The organism is Arthrobacter sp. B1I2, assembly GCF_030816485.1.
Taxonomy (GTDB): Bacteria; Actinomycetota; Actinomycetes; order Actinomycetales; family Micrococcaceae; genus Arthrobacter.
This window is the reverse complement of the sequence record NZ_JAUSYC010000001.1, coordinates 2916228-2937862: the sequence shown is the minus strand read 5'-3', so window position 1 is coordinate 2937862 and position 21635 is coordinate 2916228. Positions and strand designations below refer to the sequence as shown.

The following is a 21635-nucleotide window of genomic DNA, read 5'->3' as shown; positions in this document are numbered from 1 at the left end:
GCTGTGGTAGTAACCACAACCCGGCAGGCGGCGCCGCAACCATCCCCTCCATAATAGCGGTGCCCCTGCCCGCAAGGGTCAGGAATGCAGCCTCGGCGCGTCGAAGAACTCCACTTCCAGGCGGCAGGACTGCCTGAAGGCCGTCACCATCGCTGTCCGCTCCTGGTCCGAGGCCTTCCGTCCGGCTGCATCCACAATGGCGATGGCCTGGCGGGTGGCTTCGGCAAAGCCCTCGTCGGCGTACGTGCGCAGCCAGGCGCCGTATGGATGCCCGTCCGGCCCACCCGAGGCAAGGAACCGGGCATGCAGCTTTTCGCCAACCTCGGCATAGAGCCAGAAGCAGGGCAGGACGGCGGCGGCAAGGACCGCGTAACTGCCCGACGCCGACGCCGCGGTGAGGTGGTCAACGTAGGACTTGGTGACGGGGCCCAAGCCGGTCTGGGCCGGGCGGGTGCTGAGCCACGACCGGTGGAGTTCGGATTCCACTTCAAGGCACTGCTGCGCGGACCGGGCCCAGAACAGCTGGTCGGCCTCCGAGGGTGCCAGGGCGCTGGCCCGCGCCAGCACCCGGGAGTAGCCGTTCAGGTAGAGGGCATCCTGGGCCAGGTAGTAGGCAAAATCCGTTTCGGCAAGATCGCCTGAGACCAGGCCGTGGATAAAGTCCAGCGCGTAGATGTCCGCGAGGTCCTGTTGTGCTTCCGCCCACAACCGGGCCGCGAAGCCGCCTTCCGCCAGGACCGGCCGCACATGGTGGAAATGGTGCACGGGGCCGTTGCCCTGGCCTACCTCCAGCTGGCCGGAGTTCTCAAGTGCGCCTGCCAGCCAGGGCTTGACCGTCCGCAGCGATGCTTCCCAGTCCCCCAGGCGGGCCTGCACCGTGGCCATTGCCGAGGACAGAGAACAGCCGGTGCCGTGGCTGTTGCGGGTAGCGACCCGGTTGCCCTGCACTTCCACCACTTCCTGCCCCAGAAGGCCCACGGTGTTCACCAGCGCGTCCGGGCAGGCCAGGCCTGCCAGGTGGCCACCCTTGACCAATACTGTGGCCACGGTGGCATCCGCCAGGCGCCTCCCCTGGTCCAGCGCCGCGTCCCAGCTTTCCGCCGGGTCCGCGCCCACCAGTATGGCGAGCTCGGGCAGGTTGGGGGTGATGAGGTGTGCAAGGGGCAACAGGTCCCGCAGGGCAGCTTCGGCGGACTCCTTGAGCAACCGGTCGCCGCTCGTGGCCACCATCACGGGGTCAAGGACCACGACGGCGGGACGGACCTTCCCGAGCCATTGGCGGACAGTGCGGATCACCGCCTCATCACCCAGCATGCCGATCTTGACGGCGTCGATGCTGATGTCATCACTGACGGCATCCAGCTGCTGGGCCAGGAAGGCTGCCGGGGGAACGTGGACAGCCTGCACGCCCCGGGTGTTTTGGGCCGTGAGGGCGGTAATCGCAGCCATGCCGTATCCGCCGTGGGCGGCGATGCTTTTGAGGTCCGCCTGGATGCCGGCTCCGCCGGACGGGTCGGAGCCGGCGATGGAGAGGACGCGTGGGACGTCGCGGCCCACGGGCAGCGCCGAAGGATCACCGGATGCAGTTGGCAGGGGCATGGAAAGGGTCGACGACAAGAGACATCCCTTCGCCGGTACTAGCCGGACAGGTTCAACGGGTCTGGATCTCAGCCGGCCTTCTGCGCGGCACCCCGTGTCGATTTTCCAGCCTAGCTGCTTCGGTGCCGGCCGCGGCAAAGTGACGGGCCGGGCACGCAGAAAGTCCCCGCTCCGCTGACCTTTCCCCCTGCACTTCGCGGGGGGAACTGTCCACACAGCGGGGACTTCCTGGGTGGCGTGTTGACCCAGCCCTGGCTAAAGCTCCGAAGCCGGGACTCCTACGCCCAGAATGATGGGCTCCTCCGACTGCCTGCCCTTATCCGCCGGCGCTGCTTTATGGGTGTCCGGGGCCTTGGCTGCGTGCGAATGGCCGGTACTGGCCGCCTGGACGCTCTCGTGGTGCTGGACGGCGGTCTCGTTGGCGGCACCCTGGGCACGGCTGGCAGCGCGGTGGCGCCGCGGCCTGCGTTGCCGGGACTGCTCCAGCGTGTGGTCGGAGTAGTCCTTGTCAGCCGGAGCGGCCACGGTGGCGGGGGATGCCACTCCCCCGTCAGCCTGCCGTTCGGGCCCTGCCTGTTCGGCTGCCTTCACCGCATCTGCGGCCTTGGCGGGCGCGTTCTCCATGGGGGAAGCCGGCTGGCCGAGGTGGGCGAACGCTTCCGCGAGGCGGTCCAGGGTGAGGGCGGGCCTGGGATGCTGCTCCTCCGCGTGTTCCACGAACGGAAGCGGGACTTCCTCGCCGCCGAAGGTCAGGACAGCTGCGGGACGTGCGGGGGCATCGGCGTCGTGCTTCTCCTCTGCAGGAGCAGGAGCAGCAGCAGGAGCCGGTGCAGGCTCGGCCAACGGCGCCTGCCGGGTTGCCGCCACCTCATCGTCGTGCAGGTGGGCCGCGTGGGCGGCAGCGGCGATGTTAGCAAGGGCAAGCCGGGTGGCTTCTGCCTTGGCGTGCCGCTCGGCATCTGTCGGGTCCGGCAGGACGGTGTGGACCTGGACCGCAGGCGCCGGGGCACCCTCGGGCTGCTGGCCGCCGCGTCCCCGCCGCCGTTTGCGCTCGGGACGCACCCCCGGCTGGGTCGCATCGATCCGCTGCCCTTCGGCGCGGTGGGATTCCCCGCGGGCTTCGGGACGGTTGTCGGTGCGCTGGACGTGGTGTTCGGCCGCCACGATGTTGGCGCGGCGGTGCTCCACCGGATCGTCGTGGGTCACTACGCCACGGCCGGCGCAGGCCTCGCACTGCTCGCCGAAGACCTCCAGCAGGCCGGTACCCATGCGCTTGCGGGTCATCTGGACCAGGCCCAGCGACGTGACCTCCGCAACCTGGTGCTTCGTCCGGTCACGGCCCAGGCATTCCACCATGCGGCGCAGGACCAGGTCGCGGTTGGATTCGAGCACCATGTCGATGAAGTCGATCACGATGATGCCGCCGATGTCGCGCAGCCTCAGCTGGCGCACTACTTCCTCGGCAGCTTCCAGGTTGTTCTTGGTGACGGTTTCCTCGAGGTTGCCGCCGCTGCCGGTGAACTTGCCGGTGTTGACGTCCACTACGGTCATGGCTTCGGTGCGGTCGATCACCAGGGAGCCGCCGGAAGGCAGGAAGACCTTCCGCTCAAGGGCCTTGTGGATCTGCTCGTCGATGCGCCAGGCGGAGAAGATGTCCTGGTCCTTGGTCCACTTCTCGAGCCGGCCCACCAGGTCCGGCGCCACGTAGGTGACGTAGGCCTCGATGGTGTCCCAGGCTTCCTCACCGGAAACGATGAGCTTGGAGAAGTCTTCATTGAAGACGTCGCGGACCACCTTGATGGTCAGGTCGGGTTCGCCGTAGAGCAGTTCGGGAGCCAGGACCTTGGTGGAGGCGGACTGGCTTTCGATGCCGTCCCACTGTGCGCGCAGGCGGTTGATGTCGTGCGTGAGTTCTTCCTCGGAAGCGCCCTCGGCGGCGGTGCGGACAATGACGCCCGCGTGCTCCGGCAGACGGTCCTTGAGGATGCGCTTGAGCCGGTTGCGTTCGACGTCGGGCAGCTTGCGGGAGATGCCGGTCATGGAACCGCCCGGCACGTACACCAGGTAGCGGCCGGGAAGGGAGATCTGGCTGGTGAGCCGGGCGCCCTTGTGTCCCACGGGGTCCTTGGTCACCTGGACCAGGACGGTGTCGCCGGACTTCAGCGCGTTCTCGATGCGGCGCTGCTTGCCCTCAAGGTTGACGGCTTCCCAGTTCACTTCGCCGGCGTACAGCACGGCGTTGCGGCCGCGTCCGATGTCCACGAATGCCGCTTCCATGGACGGCAGCACGTTCTGGACCTTGCCCAGGTACACGTTGCCGATGAGCGAGTCCTGCTGGGTCTTTGACACGAAGTGTTCGGCCAGGACGCCGTCTTCGAGGACGGCGATCTGGATCCTGTCATCGCGCTGGCGGACGATCATCTGCCGGTCAACGGACTCGCGGCGTGCCAGGAACTCGGCTTCGGTGATCACGGTGCGGCGGCGGCCCGTGTCGCGGGACTCGCGGCGGCGCTGCTTCTTGGCCTCCAGGCGGGTGGAGCCCTTCACGCTGGTCACCCGGTTGCTTACGGGCGCTTCAGTAACGGCACGCGGCGCACGGACCCTGGTGACTGTGTTGGGCGGATCGTCATCCCCGCCACCCGTCAGTTCAAGGTCCTGGTCCCCACGGCGGCGGCGACGCCGGCGGCGGGACGTCACACCGTCCTCCGGCTGCACAGCGCTGTCCTCGTCGGCCTCGTCCTCGGCGTCAGCCTCGGCGCTGCCGCCCTCGGTATCCTCGTCGGCACGGTCATCGAGGCGGGTGCGGCCCCTCCGCCCCCGGCTGCGGCGCCGGCGGCGGCTGGAGGAATCTTCGCCGTCTTCGGTCTCGTCCTCCTCAGGCTCCTCAACGGCGGGCGTCGCAGGACGGACCACGGTGGTGAGGTCCGGCGCCTGGAAGAGCACGGATGTGGGGGATGCAGGTTCCAGGAAAAGGGAACCAAAGGAGCTGGCCGCCGCGACGGATCCGGGCTCCTCCTTGGCCGCCGCAGGGGTCTCCCGGGCCGGCTCCTGGGTTGATCCCTGCACTGCAGCGGATTCCCGGACCGGCTCCTGCGCCGTCGCTGCACCATGGTCCTGGGCCGCAACCTGGGCCTGGGCTTCTGGCGCCGCTGTTCCCGCCGGCACGGCATCCGTGGCCGGGGAGTCTGCTTCGGGCGCCAGGGCCGGGGAGGCAGCCTTGCGGGTGGCTACCCGACGGCGGCGAACCGGCTTGGTTCCGGCGTCCGAAGTTTCGGCGGCAGCAGGTACCGCGGCGGGGCTTTCGTCGCTCGCCTCAGCGGCGGGTGCGGCCGGAGCGTCAACGGCCGCAACGGCGGCGGCGGCAGCGGCGGCAGCTGGCTCTGCTTCATCAGCGAAGGCAGGCAGGGGTTCGGCGGTGTCTGCCTTCTTCCGGGCGCGTGTGCGCCGGGCCGGGGCCTTGGGCGCTGCCACTTCATCCTCAACCGGAGCGTCGCCGCCTCCTGCAGGGGCGGCCGCTTCCGGTTCCGTGACCGCGCCAGCCGTCAGGGCGTCGTCGGTCTTGGGAGCCGCTTTGCGGCGGGTGCGTGGAGCCTTCTTGGGTGCAGCAGCTTCGGCAGCCGATGCATCATCGTTAACGGCCAGTTCCTGATCATTGTCCATATGTGGCAACACTCCTGCCCCTGACGTACCGCCACATCCGGCACCCATTGGGGCACATATTGTCAAAACCCGCAGGCGTTGACAGAAGTCAAGTGGATACTCCCAGGTTCGCACCGTCGTTGGGGTGCGGCAGCCCGTGGGAGCCGGTGGAAGTTCTGAAAACCCGTTGTTCTGCGTGCTACAACCAGGTGCCGCCCAATGGAGTGGCGGGAGTACCGGAAGAATCCGAAGCCTGCCCTGCTCATCATTGGCGGTCTTGGGAACATACCACCGGACCGGAGTCCGAATGTGGATCGGCTTCCAGCCACGTTTATTCTCTCATACCCGGGCCGAATCGCCACGGAGGCAGGCGCTCCTGTTCCCATTCCTGTGTGGTGGCTCCAGCATCCGGCGTTACAATCAGGCACAGGAGCACCGGACGAAAAGGACATACCCATGCCCAGCATCTCCCCCGTCAGCGCCCATAAGCAGGAACGGGCCGCCGATCAGCCGACCAGTGCTGCCGCAAGCGTTCCCCGGATGACCCGGAACCGGCCGTTCGGCTGGCTGCTGGTCGTCACCGGAATCGTGGGCTGGCTGGCCTCCGGAACCCTGGTCCTGGAAAAGCTCGAGGTTCTGAAGGACCCCAACCACACCACGGTGTGCGATGTGAACCCCTTCATTTCGTGCGGACAGGTCATGCAAACATGGCAAAGCTCGCTGTTCGGCTTCCCCAACATGTTCATTGGAATCGTGGCGTTCGCCATCATCATCACCGTGGGCATGGCACTGCTCGCCGGCGCAACGTTCGCCCGCTGGTACTGGGTGGGCATCCAGGCAGGCGTCACGCTGGGGTTCGCGTTCGTGGTGTGGCTGTGGTCCCAGGCCCTCTACTCAATCCACATCCTGTGCCCGCTGTGCATGATTGTCTGGGCGGCCATGATCCCGCTGTTCGTGTGGACCACCATCAGGAACATCACTGCCGGCGTCATCCCCATGCCCGCAGGCGCAGTCCGCATCGTGGGTGATTCCGGCTGGATCATCACGGCCCTGCTGTACGTGGCCGTCATCGCAACCATCTTCTTCGCATTCATCCAGGTTTTCGCGGGAACCTCCGGCTTCTAGGCCCGCCAACCAAAAAACCCCTGGTTCCGAAGAAGAACCAGGGGCGTTTTTGCTGCTGCCGGGACTGTCAGCCCTGGAACCAGATCTTGATCTCGCGCTCGGCGGAGTCGGTCGAATCGGAGCCGTGCACCAGGTTCTGCTGGACTTTCAGGCCCCAGTCCCGGCCGAAGTCGCCGCGGATGGTGCCCGGAGCCGCCGTCGTGGGGTCCGTGGTACCGGCCAGTGACCGGAAGCCCTCGATGACGCGGTGGCCTTCGAAGATGGCCGCCACCACGGGTCCGCTGAGCATGAACTCCACCAGCGGCTCGTAGAACGGCTTGCCCACGTGCTCCTCGTAGTGCTGCTCCAGTAGCTCGCGGGTGGCGTCAACCTTCTTCAGCTCAACCAGGCTGTAGCCCTTGGCTTCGATCCGGGCCAGGATGGCGCCGGTCAGGTTACGGGCGACGCCGTCGGGCTTGATCAGGACGAGGGTGCGCTCTGTGGTCACAACTGCTCCAATGCGTTGGTGGGGTTTCGGGATAAGTCTACGGGGACGGGTTAAGGGGATTGCGGCTGGGCGGGACCTGCGGCCCCGTCCGGGTGGGCGGCTTCCCATGCGGCCTGTTCACGTGCGCGCTGCGTGGCCTCGCGGTCCAGCCGGATGCCGGTGCGGATCCCGTACCACCAGGCAACCGCGAAGAGCGCGCCCACCAGGAACATGGCCGGTTCGAAGATGCCCGTGAGGATCAGGACCAGCTGCAGGATCCATCCCAAACCGATGCCCCAGGGTTTGTTGAGGACTGCGCAGGCGAAGATCATGACGACGCTGAGGGCGATTCCCACGCCGAGGATCAGCGCCGGCGGGAACTCCCCGCGGCGCAGGCCGAACACCACCAGGGTGGCGAAGAACATGACGAATGCTTCGAGGAGCAGCACGGTGGAAGCGAACATCACCTTGGTGGAGCGGCGCTTCTTTGGCATCCCGGGACGCCACTCGCGCTGGGCCTTGGTCAATCTCGCCACGCCTACGCCTCCGTCTTTCCGAGCAGGATCCGCGCCTCTGCCACCAGGGTGATGGAGCCTGTGACCAGCACGCCGCCGGAGAGGTCGTCATTGGCTTCGGCCCGTTCCACGGCCCATTCCAGCGCGTCGTCCAGTTTTTCGGCAATGTGGACGTTGTCCTCGCCAAATCCCAGGTCGATGGCAAGCTCGGCCAACTCGGCGGCCGGGACGGCCCGGGGAGAGTTGGACTGCGTGAAGCAATATTCCGCCGCCATTTCCCCCAGGGCTTCCCTGAGCCCGCGCAGGATCTCCTCGGCGTCTTTCTCCTTGAGCACGCCCACCACCGGAACCAGCCTCGTGAAGGTGAATGCTTCCTGCAGGGCGGCGGCGGAGGCCTTGATGCCGTCGGGGTTGTGGGCGGCGTCCACGATGATGGTGGGCGCGGTCCGGACCACCTCCAGGCGGCCTGGCGATGTGACAGCCGCAAAGCCTTCCTGCAGCACCTCGAAGTCGAGTTCCTTTTCACCGCCGAAGAACGCCTCCAGGGCGGCCACCGCCACGGCGGCGTTTTGTGCCTGGTGGGCGCCGTGCAGCGGCACCAGCAGGTCCGGGTAACGGCCGGCAATACCCTGGATGGTCACCACCTGCCCGCCAACAGCCACTGTCCGTGATTCGACGCCGAATTCCACGCCCTCGAAGCGGAACGGCACGCCCACCTCTTTGGCTTTCTCCAGCAGCACCTGGGCCGCGTCGAGTGGCTGCGCCGCACTAATGAGGTAGCCGCCTGGCTTGATGATGCCGGCTTTTTCGTGCGCGATATCCTCCGTGGTGTCCCCCAGGAGGTCAGTGTGGTCCAGCGAGATAGGCGTGACCACCGAAACCTGGCCGTCGCCCACGTTGGTGGCATCGGTGATGCCACCAAGTCCCACTTCGATGACCGCAACGTTGACCGGCTGGTCGGCAAAGATGGCGAAGCCCAGGATAGTAAGGCACTCGAAGTACGTCAGGCGGGGCTGGCCCTCTGCTTCCAGTTCGGCGTCCACAATCTGCAGGTACGGCCGGATTTCGTCCCAGATCCTGACAAACGTCTCGTCGGATACGGGATGGCCGTCGATGCTGATCCGCTCGGTGACCTTGGACAGGTGCGGGCTGGTGTAGCGTCCGGTGCTCAGGCCGTGCGCGCGGAGCACCGACTCAATCATCCGGGACGTGGACGTTTTCCCGTTGGTCCCGGTCACGTGGATGATCGGGTACGCCTTGTTGGGCTCACCCAGCACATCCATGGCACGGAACAGCGGCGCCAGCCGGGGCTCCATCTTGTTCTCCGGCGCCCGTCCCAGCAGTTCGGCGTAGACGCTTTCCACGGAAAATTCGTCGGTCATGTCTAGGCCTCCACTTTTTCAACCGCGACGACAGGTTCGGACACATCGGCCGGCTCAGCCGCCAGGTCCACCGTCAGCGTCTCACCCTGGACCAGTTCGGCGTTGGCCAGCAGGGCATCCACGACGTTCTGCGGTGCGGTGACGGTGGTCCGGATGCGGTCGCTCACGTTGAGCCCGGCATCCTTGCGGGCCTGCTGGATGGCGCGGACCATGTCGCGTGCCGTTCCTTCGGCTTCAAGCTCGGGGGTCACTTCCGTGTTCAATACGACGAACCCGCCGCCTGGCAGCACGGCAACAGCTGCCGAAGTGCCCTCAGACTCGGCCACCACCGTCTCCAGCGTGTATTCCTGCGGCTCCAGCTGCAGCCCGCCGGCGGTGACCACGCCGTCATCAACCGACCAGTCCCCTGACTTGGACCCCTTGATGGCAACCTGGACGTTCCTGCCCAGGCGCGGGCCGGCGGCACGGGCGTTGACCACCAGCTTTTGCTGGATGCCGAACTCCTCGGGAGAAGCGGTGGCGGCGTCCAGCAGGCGAACGGACCGGAGGTTCAGTTCGTCGGCGACGACGGCGGCAAAACCCTGCAGGGCATCCGCGCCGGGTGCCACGACGGTCAGCTCCTGCAACGGCAGGCGGACACGCAGGTTGGCTGCCTTGCGGAGTGAGGAACCGGTGGAGCAGATCTGCTGGACCCGGTCCATGGCTTCCACCAGGGACGGGTTGGCGGGGAACAGGTCCGCGTCCGGCCAGTCGGCAAGGTGCACGGACCGGCCGCCGGTCAGGCCGCGCCAGATTTCCTCGGATACCAGCGGCAGCAGGGAAGCCGCGGCGCGCGTGACGGTCTCCAGGGCGGTGTAGAGCGCATCGAACGCATCCTGGTCCTCGTCGAAGAACCGCTGGCGGCTGCGGCGGACGTACCAGTTGGTGAGCATGTCCAGGTAGCTGCGCAGGGAGTCGCAGGCGCCGGAGATGTCATAGGTATCCAGCTGGGCAGCCATGCTGCGCACCAGGTCACCGGTGTTGGCCAGCAGGTACTGGTCCAGGGTGTCCTGGTAGCCGTCGTACCGCAGCTTCGCCTCGTACCCCGAGCCGCCATTCGCCGCGTTGGTGTACAGGGTGAAGAAGCTGTAGACGTTCCAGAGCGGCAGGATGACCTGGCGGACGCCGTCGCGGATGCCCTGCTCGGTGACGATCAGGTTGCCGCCCCGGAGGATGGGGCTCGACATGAGGAACCAGCGCATGGCGTCGGAGCCGTCACGGTCCAGGACCTCTGACACGTCCGGGTAGTTGCGCAGGCTCTTTGACATCTTCTGGCCGTCGGAGCCCAGCACGATGCCATGGCTGATGACGTTGCGGAACGCGGGCCGGTCAAACAGCGCGGTGGACAGGATGTGCAGCATGTAGAACCAGCCGCGGGTCTGACCGATGTACTCAACGATGAAGTCCGCCGGGTTGTGCGTGTTGAACCAGGCTTCGTTTTCGAACGGGTAGTGCACCTGGCCGTACGGCATCGAGCCGGAGTCGAACCAGACGTCGAGGACGTCCTCGACGCGGCGCATCACGGACTGGCCCTCTTCGGGGGTGCGGGGATCGTCCGGGTTGGGCCTGGTGAGCTCGTCGATGAACGGCCGGTGGAGGTCCACTTCGCCGTCCTTGTTCAGGGGCAGCCGGCCGAAGTCAGCCTCGATCTCCGCGAGGGAGCCGTAGACGTCGGTGCGGGGGTATTCGGGATCCGTTGACTGCCACACCGGGATGGGGCTGCCCCAGAACCGGTTGCGGCTGATGGACCAGTCGCGGGCGTTCTCCACCCACTTGCCGAATTGCCCGTCCTTGACGTTGCCGGGGATCCAGTTGATCTCCTGGTTCAGTTCGGACATCCGGTCCTTGAACTTGGTGACCTCCACGTACCAGGAGGACACCGCGCGGTAGATCAGCGGGTTCCGGCAGCGCCAGCAGTGCGGGTAGCTGTGCTCGTAGCTGGCCTGCCGGACCAGCCTTCCCTGGGCCCGGAGCACCTGGGTGATGGGCTTGTTGGCTTCGAAGACCTGCAGGCCCACGATGTCGTGCAGGTCGCCGTGCTTGAACAACGGCAGGAACCTGGCGCCCTCGTCGACGGAGAGCACCACGGGGATGCCTGCCTCCTCGCACACTTTCTGGTCGTCTTCACCGTAGGCCGGCGCCTGGTGCACGATGCCGGTTCCGTCGGTGGTGGTGACGTAGTCTGCAACCACGAAGCGCCAGGCGTTCTCCATGCCGTACTTTTCGTTGTCGGCAAAGTCGTCCCACAGCCGCTGGTATTCAAGCCCTTCCAGCTCCGCGCCGCTGTAGGTGGACAGCACGGCAGCTTCCGCATCTTCAAAGCTGTCGTAGCCGAGGTCCTTGGCGTAGCTGCCCAGCAGGTCCGCCGCGAGCAGGAAGCTGCCCGTGACCGGGGCGTCGGCAGTGGCCGCCTTGATGCCATTGGGACCGGCCGGCAGCACGGCGTAAGTGATCGAGGGGCCGACGGCGAGCGCGGCGTTGGTGGGCAGGGTCCAGGGGGTGGTGGTCCAGGCGAGGGCCTGCACGCCGGCAAGGTCCCTGGAGAGCTCCGACTCCCCTGCGAGGATGGGGAACGTGACGGTGACTGTCTGGTCCTGGCGGTTCTTGTAGACGTCGTCATCCATGCGCAGCTCATGGTTGGACAGCGGCGTCTCGTCCTTCCAGCAGTACGGCAGGACCCGGTAGCCGTTGTAGGTCAGGCCCTTGTCGTGCAGCTGTTTGAACGCCCAGAGGACTGACTCCATGTACTCGACGTTGAGTGTCTTGTAGTCGTTGTCGAAGTCCACCCAGCGGGCCTGGCGGGTGACGTAGCTGCGCCATTCGTCGGCGTACTTCATCACCGACGCGCGGCAGGCGTCGTTGAACTTGTCGATGCCCATGGCTTCGATCTGGGTCTTGTCCGTCATCCCCAGCTGCTTCATGGCCTCAAGCTCGGCGGGCAGGCCGTGGGTGTCCCAGCCGAAGCGGCGTTCCACGCGCTTGCCGCGCTGGGTCTGGTAGCGGCCCACCAGGTCCTTGGCATAACCCGTGAGGAGATGGCCGTAGTGCGGCAGACCGTTGGCGAAGGGCGGGCCGTCGTAGAACACGAATTCGTTGCTGCCCGGCTCACCGCCGGGAGCGTCGGCGCTGCGCTGGTCAATGCTGGCCTGGAAGGTCCCGTCCTGGTCCCAGTACTTCAGGATGCGCTCTTCGATCTCCGGAAACTTCACAGAGGCGGAAACGCCGGCGCTGCCGTTGGCAGCGGTACTGGAGGCTGAGGCCTTGGGGTAAAACGTCATGTTCGACATCCTGGGTTGAGCGTGGTGAACCCCCGGCACGGGCCGGACGTTCCGTTCAGGATGCGAGGACGGCTGCCGTGCCGTCCCAAAGACTGCACGCTTACCGCGGTACCACCTCACTTGCCGGCGCCGCGTATTCCATAAGGAACACCGCTGCCCCGGCCTCTCATTACTGCTGTGACGGGCTTACCCGTCCGGTTCTACTGACCCGGTACGCTTGCAGGCGAAGATCGGGTGTTCTTCCGGAAGCTCACCGGTGATTGCCGGGTCATAGCCATTAGAAGTCTACTATCGCTGCAGCGTCCTGTGCCATTTCCGGTCTCCATAACGCTTCCACCCTGGCCGAACGCGGGCACCATTGGTCCAGGCACCCGGCGAACAGGACGTTACGGGGCCGGTTAAGGGAGTAATTGAGGGTCCTGCCCTCTGTTCAGCCAGAACCGGGGCTCCAATAATGGACAGATGCAGGTGGTCCAAGCGGCCGTGCCGGACACGCGGATGGGCGGTTTACGCCGTGCCGGCTCCTGGGCCTGCTGGTCCGCCGCCGCAGTCCTGTTGCTGCCTGGAGCTGGAATGACCGTTTTGCGTCTCGCCCCGGGAGATTTCGGCACCCCCTGGGTCCAGTTGCTGTCCCTGTTCCCTGCCAGCCTGTTCCCATCGATGGCAGCCATGGCTGCTGCTCTGGCCGCCGTCTTCCTGAACCCCCGGCCCGCACGCACGACGCTGGCCGCGCTGGCCGTCGGCGTCCTGCTTGGCCAGTTGCTCCTGGTGGCCCCCCGTGTCATTCCGGTCTCCGGAACAGCGCGCGCAGCCATCGAAGCACCGCGAACAGCGGGAGCTGCCAGCACCCAGGCCGTCGGGCAGCGGCTCACCGTGATGGCGCTGAACGTGGGGTCCAGCGGCGTTGATGCCGCCGCCCTGCTGGTCCAGACCAGGGCATGGAACGTCGATATCCTGGCCCTTCCCGAGTTGGCGCCTGCAGGATTGGAAGGACTTGACGGGGCAGGAATAGGCGCGGATCTTCCGTACCGGGTCCTCGACGTTGACGGTGCGGGCACCGGCAACGCCATCTTTTCACGCTATCCTCTCCAGCCGATGGCCCGCGTCCCCGGCACATCCTTCTACCAAACCCGGGCCGTAGCTGCTCTTCCGGGCACTGGCGCAAGCATCCAGCTGACATCTGTCCATATTGACTCCCCGCGACCTGGACACACCCCGGTCTGGCGTACCGAACTCAACCAGTTGGCAGGCCTGCACCGGGAACTCCCCGTTGACAGGCAGTCTGTCCTGCTGGGCGACTTCAACGCCAGCATCGACCACTCCGGGTTCCGTAGCCTCCTCGCGGCCGGCCTGGCCGACGCAGCGCAGGCCGTCGGAAAGGGCCTGGCACCCACCTGGCCGGCCAATGGTCCGGTGCCCGCCTTTGCTGTCATCGACCACATCCTTGTCAGCCCCGGTATCACCGTCCTGGGCTTCAGCACAGTGCGATTCCCAGGGACGGACCACGCGGCCGTCGTCGCCACCCTAAGCGTCATGCCCTGACTTTCCCGCCTGCGCCCCATCGCCGCGGGGCTGACGCCTGCCTGCGCAGTGCCTAGACTCGGCTCATGACAGCTTCCGGGCGCCCCTCCGGGCGGAGGCGTGCGGCCGCCGTGTGCAGATGGCTGTTCATTCCTGTTGCCGTGCCGGTGGCAGCTGTATCCGCGGTCCGCGCGGTACCTGCCGACTGGCCCGTCCTTGGCGTACAGCTGGTGGCGTTCACGCCGTGGCTCGCGGCGCCCGCCGCCGCGGCACTGTTCCTGGCCTTCATGGGGCGGAGCCGGTGGCAGCAGGTCCTGGCCGCATCCCTGGTGGGCTGCCAGGCCTTTTGGCTTTTGCCGCTGGACGTCCGCGAACCTGCCGCCGAGGCTGCCGGCACGTCCGTCTCCCTGGTGGCCATGAGCATCAACGCGGAGTTGGGCGGTGCGGATGCCGGCAGCATCGTGGCCCTGGTCCGGGAACTGCACGTGGACCTGCTGGCCGTTGAGGAGTACACGCCCGCGCTGGAACGAAGGCTCACGGCGGCGGGGCTGGACGGCCTGCTCCCCCACCGGATTGCCCATGCCAGGGACAGCGCCGGGGGCTCCGCCATCTACTCCTCCTACAAGCTGGAGGGATCCGGGGTGATCCCAGGTACCCGGTTCAGCATGCCGGTGGCCAGCCTTGACCTTGGTGACGAAAGCGGCAGCAGCCTGCGGGTGGTGGCCGTGCACACCCTGGCACCGGTGGGAAACGGCCTGGAGCAGTGGCGCAGCGACCTCGCTGCCGTGGCCAGGTCTGACAACGGTTCCGGTCCCCTGCTGCTGGCGGGGGACTTTAACGCGACCTATGACCACCGGGAATTCCGGGCGCTGCTGGCCGGAACGGGCGGCAACCGGCCCCTGGTGGACGTGGCGGCCGCCCTGGGCAGCAGGCTGGTGCCCACGTGGCCGATGCGGGGGTACCGGCTGCCGGGTATCGCGCTGGACCACCTGGTAGCCAGCCCGGACATCAGGGGCTCCGGTTATTCGGTCCACCGGGTGGGAGGGACGGACCATGCCGCAGTGGCCGCCACCCTGCGCATCCAGGTTCCCTAGCGTTTCCTGATCGATTCAGCCTTTCCTGATCAGCTTGTGGTTTGCAGCCTGCGCCACCGGCCGGATGACGATCTGGTCCAGGTTGACGTGGTGCGGAACCGTGACGGCGTAGCGGACCACATCGGCCACGTCCTCTGCCGTCAGCGGCTTCTCAACCCCTTGGTAGACCTTGTCAGCAGCCTGCGCGTCCCCCAAACGGTTCAGTGCGAACTCCTCCGTCTGCACCAGGCCTGGAGCCACCTCAATGACGCGGACGTTGTGCTCCACCTCTTCAAGCCGGAGGGCGTTGGTCATGGCATGCTGGGCGAACTTCGCGGCGTTGTAGCCTCCGCCGCCCTCGTACGCGGCAAGGCCGGCCGTCGAAGTCAGGTTCAGCACCGTTCCTTCACCCGTGGCGCGCAGCATGGGCAGGAAGGCACGGGTCAGCTTCATGGTGCCCAGGACGTTGACGCGGTACATCCATTCCCAGTCATCGGTGCTGGCTTCGCCCACCTTGTCGGCGCCGCGCGCCCCGCCGGCGATGTTGATGAGCGTATCAATGCCGCCCGCCCCGGTAACCTCCGCGAGAAGCCGGGACACGTCGTCGTCCTCTGCAATGTCCGCAGGAATCGCGACGGCGCCCGTCTCGCCTTCCAGCGCGGCCAGGCGATCGGCCCGGCGGGCAACGGCGAAGACCGTCCACCCATCGGCGCGCAGCGCGCGCACTGCCGCCTCCCCGATTCCGCTGCTCGCGCCAGTCACCAGTGCTGCCTTTTTGTGCAAGTCCTTCGTCATGGCACCACCCTAACGGGATCAGCCGGCAGGACGTCCACGGACGTAATCAAGCAGGACCCGCGCGTGGTTGGCCTCCGTGTTGCGGGCAGCATAGAGCAGTGTGATCCGGGGGTGGCCGGCGGCCAATTCAAGCAGCGTTCCCACTGCCGGGTTGGCGTCCAGTTCGAGCCGGTAGGCTTCGCTGAACTCGGCAAACCGCTCGGGGCGGTGGTTGAAGTCCTTGCGCAGCCCGGCAGAGGGGGCAACGTCCTTGAGCCAGAGATCGATGGCCGCGTCCTCCTTGGACATCCCGCGCGGCCAGAGCCGGTCCACCAGCACCCGGCAGCCGTCGTCGCTCGCCGGTGGATCGTAGATGCGCTTGATGCCGAAGATGTCCCGCGGTTGGCCCATACCCGGCATGCTACCCGCGTTCACGCCGGCCCGGGCGGGACGGGTTGGGTGGGATGGAAGCGGGCATGAAAGAATTGCCCAATGGCTGAAGACACGCAGGGTACAGACACGCCCACCACCGCCCCCATCAACGTTCCCGACAAGCCGGCCCTCGAAGGCCTCGAAGCTGCGCTCACCCAGCGCTGGCTGGCCGAGGGAACCTACAAGTTCAATCCCGACACCACCCGGGAGCAGGTCTACTCGATCGATACTCCCCCGCCCACCGCATCGGGATCCCTGCATGTGGGGCACATGTTTTCCTTCACCCAGACCGACGTCCAGGCGCGCTACATGCGCATGACCGGCAAGAACGTCTTCTACCCCATGGGCTGGGACGACAACGGCCTGCCCACGGAACGCCGCGTCCAGAACTACTACGGTGTCCGCTGCGATCCCGCCATTCCCTACAACGCCGACTACCGCCCGCCCGCGCAGCCGGCCAAGAACCAGCGTGACTTCGACGTCGTCTCGCGCCAGAACTTCATCGAACTCTGCGAGGAACTGGCTGTTGAGGACGAGAAGGTCTTCGAAAACCTTTTCCAGACCCTGGGCCTGTCCGTCGACTGGAACCTGACCTACCGCACCATTGACGACACTTCCCGTGCCGTGTCCCAGCGCGCCTTCCTTGCCAACCTGGCTGCCGGCGACGCCTACATGGCTGAAGCCCCCACGCTGTGGGACGTCACGTTCCGCACCGCCGTTGCCCAGGCCGAGCTTGAGGACCGTGAAGTTCCGGGCGCCTACTACCGGTACCCCTTCTTCACGGAAGACGGCAGCAAGGTCTTCATCGAGACCACGCGCCCGGAACTTCTGGCCGCCTGCGCTGCGCTGGTGGCCAACCCCGACGACGAGCGGTACCAGCCGCTGTTCGGCAAGACCGTGAAATCCCCGCTGTTCGACGTTGAACTCGAGGTCAAGGCCCACCCGCTGGCGAAGGCGGACAAGGGCTCCGGCATCGCCATGGTCTGCACCTTCGGGGACCTGACCGACGTCACCTGGTGGCGCGAACTGCAGCTGCCCACGCGCGCCATCATGGGCCGCGACGGCCGCATCATTGCCGAAACGCCCGAATGGATCACCAGCGCGGCCGGCAAGGAAGCGTACGCCGCGATCGCCGGCAAGACTGCCTTCTCCGCCAAGGAAGCCGTGGTGGAACTCCTCAAGGAAGCGGACCTGCTTGACGGAGAGCCCAAGAAGATCACCCACCCCGTGAACTTCTTCGAGAAGGGCGACAAGCCCCTGGAAGTGGTGACGTCCCGCCAGTGGTACATCCGCAACGGCGGCCGCGACGAGGACCGCCGCGAACGCCTGATCGGCCGGGGCAAGGACATCGACTTCCACCCGTCCTTCATGCGCTCCCGCTACGAGAACTGGATCGCCGGCCTGAACGGTGACTGGCTGGTCTCCCGCCAGCGCTTCTTCGGCGTACCCATCCCCGTCTGGTACCCGCTCGACGCACAGGGCAACCCGGACTACGACAACCCCATCCTGCCCTCCGACGGGATGCTCCCGGTGGACCCCGCCGCGGACGCCGCCCCGGGGTTCGACGAGGCACAGCGCGACCAGCCCAACGGCTTCGCGGGTGACGCCGACGTCCTGGACACGTGGGCCACCTCCTCACTGACCCCGCAGATCGTGGGCGGATGGAGCCGTGACGAGGACCTGTTTGCCAAGGTCTACCCGTTCGACCTCCGCCCCCAGGGCCACGACATCATCCGGACCTGGCTCTTCTCCTCGGTGGTACGCGCCGATGCACTCCAGGACTGCGCCCCGTGGAAGCACGCGGCCATTTCCGGCTGGATCCTGGACCCGGACCGCAAGAAGATGTCCAAGTCCAAGGGCAACGTGGTGGTCCCCACCGACGTGCTGAACGAGTACGGCTCGGACGCAGTCCGCTACTGGGCTGCTTCGGCGCGGCTCGGCGCCGACACCGCCTATGAGATCGCGCAGATGAAGATCGGCCGCCGCCTGGCCATCAAGCTGCTGAATGCCTCCAAGTTCGTGCTGAACCTCGGCGCCACTGAAAATTCGGTCCTGGGCGGCGATCTCTCAGTTCTGGCCAACCCCTTGGACCGGGCGCTGCTGGCCCAGCTGGCCGACGTCGTCACACAGTCCACCAGGGCGTTCGACAACTACGACTACGCCCGCGCGCTGCAGCTCACGGAGTCATTCTTCTGGCAGTTCACGGATGACTACGTGGAACTGATCAAGGACCGCGCCTACGGAGCGGCCGGCGAGGCGGAGCAGGCTTCCGTGCTTGCCGCCCTGGCCACCACCCTGGACACCCTTCTGCGGCTCTTCGCCCCGTTCCTGCCCTTCGCCACAGAGGAAGTATGGAGCTGGTGGCGCAACGGCTCCGTGCACCAGGCAGCGTGGCCGGCTGCGCTGGAGATGCCCGGCGGGGACACCACCATGCTGGCAACCGTTGGCGTGGCCCTCAGCGGTGTCCGCAAGGCCAAGTCCGAGGCGAAGGTCAAGCAGCGGACCGAGGTTCTCGCGGCAACCATCACCGCTCCGGAGGCACTGACAGCGCAACTGCAGGCAGGACTGGCCGACTTGAAGGCCGCGTCCAACGCGCGGGAGATCACGCTGGTAGTGGGCGAAGGGGACCTCGCCGTGACCGACGTTGCCCTTGCTCCAAGCGACGAACCCGCCAAGGCCTGACAGCCGCAGAATCCAGCCACGCCTGTTTCCAGGCTCCTGTTTTCAGGCAAAGGGGAAGCCCCATCAGCGTTTTGCCGTTGGTGGGGCTTCGACTTTCGGCCATCTTGTGACGTTATCTCAATGGTCTGGCAGGATCCGCTGACCTCCAGGTCTTGCTACACCGTCACTGGTAGCTTGCATTCGACTTTGCCGATGGCTGCGTCAAATACATATCACTGGATCTTTGGTTCCTGCGTCCCGCTTCTTTCGAAGTGGGTAAGTTCCATTGTTCTCCTGCCCCCGGACAACCACAAGGGCCCCGGGAGAACTACACAACGGTAGTTCTCCCGGGGCCCTTCGAGCGGGTTATTGCCCGGCTGGCAAGCGCTCAGTCAAATTCGGGACGCTCCGAGCGGCTCCGCTTCAGCTCGAAGAAGTGCGGGTAGGCGGCGATCGTGGTGGCGGCGTCCCATAGCTTGCCGGCTTCCTCGCCGCGGGGAATACGGGTCAGGACCGGACCGAAGAACGCCGTTCCGTTGAAAGCGACCACAGGGGTTCCCACGTCCTGGCCCACGAGTGAGATGCCTTCCTGGTGGCTCGCCCGCAGCTGCTTGTCATAGGCATCGGTGGCGGCGGCTTCGGCCAAAGAGGCAGGCAGGCCGCACTCGGCCAGGGCCTTGGTGATAACTTCGGCGCGGTCCTTCTCACCCTGGTTGTGGATCAGCGCGCCCATGGCATCGTAGAGCGGCTTGATGACCTGCGGGCCATGTTCTTCCCGGGCAGCAATGATCACGCGGACCATGCCCCAGGCGTTGTCCATGGACTCGCGGTACGCGGGCTCCAGGTCGCGGCCCTCATTGAGGACCGCCAGGCTCATGACGTGCCACTCCGTCTCGATGTCGCGAACGGCTTCCACCTCACCGATCCAGCGGGAGGTAATCCATGCAAACGGGCAGAGGGGATCGAACCAGAAATCAGCTTTGTTCGTTGCAGGTGCAGTCACAGGGTCCTCTCGGTCAGGCAGATTTACGGCGCTTGGCCACATGCGGAATCATGGTGGGTTCGGTCCCCCGCAGGACCACGTCCTCCGTGATCACCACGCTGGCAACATCCTCGCGGCTCGGAAGATCGAACATCACGGGGAGCAGGACCTCCTCCAGGATGGCGCGAAGACCACGCGCACCGGTGCCGCGTTCCAGGGCCTGGTCGGCAATGGCATCCAGGGCGGCGTCGTCAAACACCAGCTCCACGCCGTCGATCTGGAACATTTTCTGGTACTGCTTCACCAGGGCATTCTTGGGCGTGGAGAGGATCTGGATCAGGGCATCACGGTCCAGGTTGGACACCGTGGTGATCACCGGGAGCCGGCCGATGAATTCCGGGATCAGGCCGAACTTCAGCAGGTCCTCCGGCATGACCTCGCCGTATGAGTCCACCTTCTTGCTGGCATCGTTGAGCGGGGCGCCGAAACCGATGCCCTTGCGGCCGGACCGGGAGCCGATGATCTCTTCCAGGCCGGCAAAGGCGCCGGCCACGATGAACAGGACGTTAGTGGTGTCGATCTGGATGAATTCCTGGTGCGGGTGCTTCCGTCCGCCCTGCGGCGGGACAGAGGCAACGGTCCCTTCCAGGATCTTCAGGAGGGCCTGCTGCACGCCCTCGCCGGACACGTCCCGGGTAATGGAGGGGTTCTCGCTCTTGCGGGAGATTTTGTCGATCTCGTCGATGTAGATGATGCCCTGTTCGGCCTTCTTGACGTCATAGTCTGCGGCCTGGATGAGTTTGAGGAGGATGTTCTCCACGTCTTCGCCCACGTAGCCGGCCTCGGTCAGGGCGGTGGCGTCCGCGACGGCGAACGGTACGTTCAGGCGCCGGGCGAGGGTCTGTGCCAGGTAGGTCTTGCCACAGCCGGTGGGGCCGATGAGGAGGATGTTCGACTTGGCGATCTCGACGTCGTCATGATGCCCGCTGTCCCCCAGGCTCCCGGACTTGGGGGCATGGCCTGCCTGGATGCGTTTGTAGTGGTTGTAAACGGCGACGGCGAGGGAACGTTTTGCCGGCTCCTGGCCGATGACATATTCCTGCAGGAAGTCGAAGATTTCACGCGGCTTGGGCAGTTCGAAGCTGCCCAGGTCTGCGACCTCCGCGAGCTCCTCTTCGATGATTTCGTTGCACAACTCGATGCACTCATCGCAGATGTAGACACCGGGCCCGGCAATGAGCTTGCGCACCTGCTTCTGGCTCTTTCCGCAGAAAGAGCACTTCAGCAGATCCGTGCTCTCGCCAATCCGAGCCATATGTGAACCCCTTAGTATCCTGCTGCCAGGCAGCCCTGCACCATTGCTGAAATCTTCCCGGCCCGCGTGGACCGGATTGTGACAACTTCCACTCTAGGTCACATTCGCTCCCAAGGGTGGAAAGAAAAGGCCGGTGCGGCCAAATGAACTGGGCCGCACCGGCTAGCCGTACTGCTACCTCGTGATTGCCTGAGGCTTGATCTTGCGCGAATCAAGCACCTGGTCGATGAGGCCGTATGCCTGGGCCTCCGCGGCAGTGAGGATCTTGTCGCGCTCGATGTCGTTGTTGACCTGTTCGGACGTGCGACCGGAGTGGTGGGCCAGCGTATCCTCAAGCCAGGCGCGCATCCGCATGACCTCTGCCGCCTGGATCTCCAGGTCCGAGGCCTGTCCGCCCTGGCCGCCGGACAATGCCGGCTGGTGGATCAGGACGCGGGCATTGGGCAGTGCCAGCCGCTTGCCGGGAGTACCGGCCGCAAGCAGGACAGCAGCCGCGCTGGCGGCCTGGCCCAGGCAGACTGTCTGGATCTCGGGGCGGATGTACTGCATGGTGTCGTAAATCGCCGTCATGGCCGTGAACGAGCCGCCCGGCGAGTTGATGTACAGGGTGATGTCGCGGTCCGGATCCGTGGACTCCAGGACCAGCAGCTGGGCCATGATGTCGTCAGCGGAAGCGTCGTCCACCTGCACACCGAGGAAGATGATGCGGTCCTCGAAGAGCTTGGTGTACGGGTCCTGGCGCTTGAAGCCGTAGGGGGTGCGCTCCTCGAACTGTGGCAGGACGTAGCGGCTGGACGGAAGATTGCCGGCTGACCACCCGAAGTTGTAATTCAT

General features: G+C 66.0%; 15 protein-coding genes and 1 riboswitch. Of the genes, 4 read left to right on the top strand and 11 right to left on the bottom strand.

Annotation, left to right across the window (positions count from 1 at the left end):
• Positions 1-78: 78 nt before the first annotated feature.
• Together thiD and QFZ57_RS13660 are read right to left on the bottom strand one after the other, a co-directional pair.
• Entirely contained in the window at positions 79-1599 is a 1521-nt protein-coding gene (thiD, locus tag QFZ57_RS13665; RefSeq protein ID WP_306632513.1) for a bifunctional hydroxymethylpyrimidine kinase/phosphomethylpyrimidine kinase, read from the bottom strand.
• A gap of 7 nt (positions 1600-1606) precedes the next feature.
• Positions 1607-1704: riboswitch (TPP riboswitch) on the bottom strand.
• Positions 1705-1854: 150 nt separating this feature from the next.
• Positions 1855-5259 (bottom strand): Rne/Rng family ribonuclease, encoded by a 3405-nt coding sequence (locus QFZ57_RS13660; protein WP_306630917.1) that lies wholly within the window; start codon positions 5257-5259, stop codon positions 1855-1857.
• A 435-nt stretch (positions 5260-5694) separates the two neighbouring features.
• Here QFZ57_RS13660 and QFZ57_RS13655 point away from each other — a divergent pair, with 435 nt between their 5' ends.
• Complete coding sequence (locus QFZ57_RS13655) at positions 5695-6363, top strand: vitamin K epoxide reductase family protein (protein WP_306630916.1); 669 nt, start codon at positions 5695-5697, stop codon at positions 6361-6363.
• Between the two features lie 67 nt (positions 6364-6430).
• Here the strand turns inward: QFZ57_RS13655 and ndk are convergent, their stop codons facing one another.
• The 4 genes from ndk to ileS are packed head-to-tail and all read right to left on the bottom strand — an operon-like array spanning position 6431 to position 12043.
• Complete coding sequence (gene ndk / locus QFZ57_RS13650) at positions 6431-6850, bottom strand: nucleoside-diphosphate kinase (RefSeq protein WP_018769466.1); 420 nt, start codon at positions 6848-6850, stop codon at positions 6431-6433.
• A gap of 50 nt (positions 6851-6900) precedes the next feature.
• Entirely contained in the window at positions 6901-7365 is a 465-nt protein-coding gene (locus QFZ57_RS13645; RefSeq protein ID WP_306630915.1) for a DUF4233 domain-containing protein, read from the bottom strand.
• 2 nt (positions 7366-7367) lie between these two features.
• On the bottom strand, positions 7368-8726 hold the full coding sequence (locus QFZ57_RS13640) for a bifunctional folylpolyglutamate synthase/dihydrofolate synthase (RefSeq protein WP_306630914.1): 1359 nt from the start codon (positions 8724-8726) through the stop codon (positions 7368-7370).
• 2 nt (positions 8727-8728) lie between these two features.
• Positions 8729-12043, bottom strand: coding sequence for an isoleucine--tRNA ligase (gene ileS / locus QFZ57_RS13635; protein WP_306900612.1), 3315 nt, complete (start codon positions 12041-12043; stop codon positions 8729-8731).
• A 573-nt stretch (positions 12044-12616) separates the two neighbouring features.
• Between ileS and QFZ57_RS13630 the strand changes: the two genes are divergently transcribed.
• Together QFZ57_RS13630 and QFZ57_RS13625 are read left to right on the top strand one after the other, a co-directional pair.
• On the top strand, positions 12617-13585 hold the full coding sequence (locus QFZ57_RS13630; protein WP_306630912.1) for an endonuclease/exonuclease/phosphatase family protein: 969 nt from the start codon (positions 12617-12619) through the stop codon (positions 13583-13585).
• A 65-nt stretch (positions 13586-13650) separates the two neighbouring features.
• Complete coding sequence (locus QFZ57_RS13625) at positions 13651-14658, top strand: endonuclease/exonuclease/phosphatase family protein (RefSeq protein WP_306900611.1); 1008 nt, start codon at positions 13651-13653, stop codon at positions 14656-14658.
• Between the two features lie 15 nt (positions 14659-14673).
• Here the strand turns inward: QFZ57_RS13625 and QFZ57_RS13620 are convergent, their stop codons facing one another.
• Together QFZ57_RS13620 and QFZ57_RS13615 are read right to left on the bottom strand one after the other, a co-directional pair.
• Positions 14674-15432: an SDR family oxidoreductase gene (locus QFZ57_RS13620; RefSeq protein WP_306900610.1), complete on the bottom strand. Its 759-nt coding sequence runs from the start codon at positions 15430-15432 to the stop codon at positions 14674-14676.
• 18 nt (positions 15433-15450) lie between these two features.
• Positions 15451-15831, bottom strand: a complete 381-nt coding sequence (locus tag QFZ57_RS13615) for a DUF488 domain-containing protein (protein ID WP_373461248.1) — start codon at positions 15829-15831, stop codon at positions 15451-15453.
• Between the two features lie 72 nt (positions 15832-15903).
• Between QFZ57_RS13615 and valS the strand changes: the two genes are divergently transcribed.
• On the top strand, positions 15904-18525 hold the full coding sequence (gene valS, locus QFZ57_RS13610) for a valine--tRNA ligase (protein WP_306900608.1): 2622 nt from the start codon (positions 15904-15906) through the stop codon (positions 18523-18525).
• A 367-nt stretch (positions 18526-18892) separates the two neighbouring features.
• Here valS and QFZ57_RS13605 read toward each other — a convergent pair whose 3' ends face one another.
• From QFZ57_RS13605 to QFZ57_RS13595, 3 genes are all read right to left on the bottom strand, one after another.
• Positions 18893-19549, bottom strand: coding sequence for a mycothiol-dependent nitroreductase Rv2466c family protein (locus tag QFZ57_RS13605; RefSeq protein ID WP_373461247.1), 657 nt, complete (start codon positions 19547-19549; stop codon positions 18893-18895).
• The gene (gene clpX / locus QFZ57_RS13600; protein WP_306630905.1) at positions 19521-20801 is read right to left on the bottom strand and encodes an ATP-dependent Clp protease ATP-binding subunit ClpX; all 1281 of its coding nucleotides are present in this window, start codon (positions 20799-20801) and stop codon (positions 19521-19523) included. Before clpX ends, QFZ57_RS13605 begins: the two co-directional genes overlap by 29 nt.
• A gap of 174 nt (positions 20802-20975) precedes the next feature.
• On the bottom strand, positions 20976-21635 hold the full coding sequence (locus tag QFZ57_RS13595; RefSeq protein ID WP_306630904.1) for an ATP-dependent Clp protease proteolytic subunit: 660 nt from the start codon (positions 21633-21635) through the stop codon (positions 20976-20978).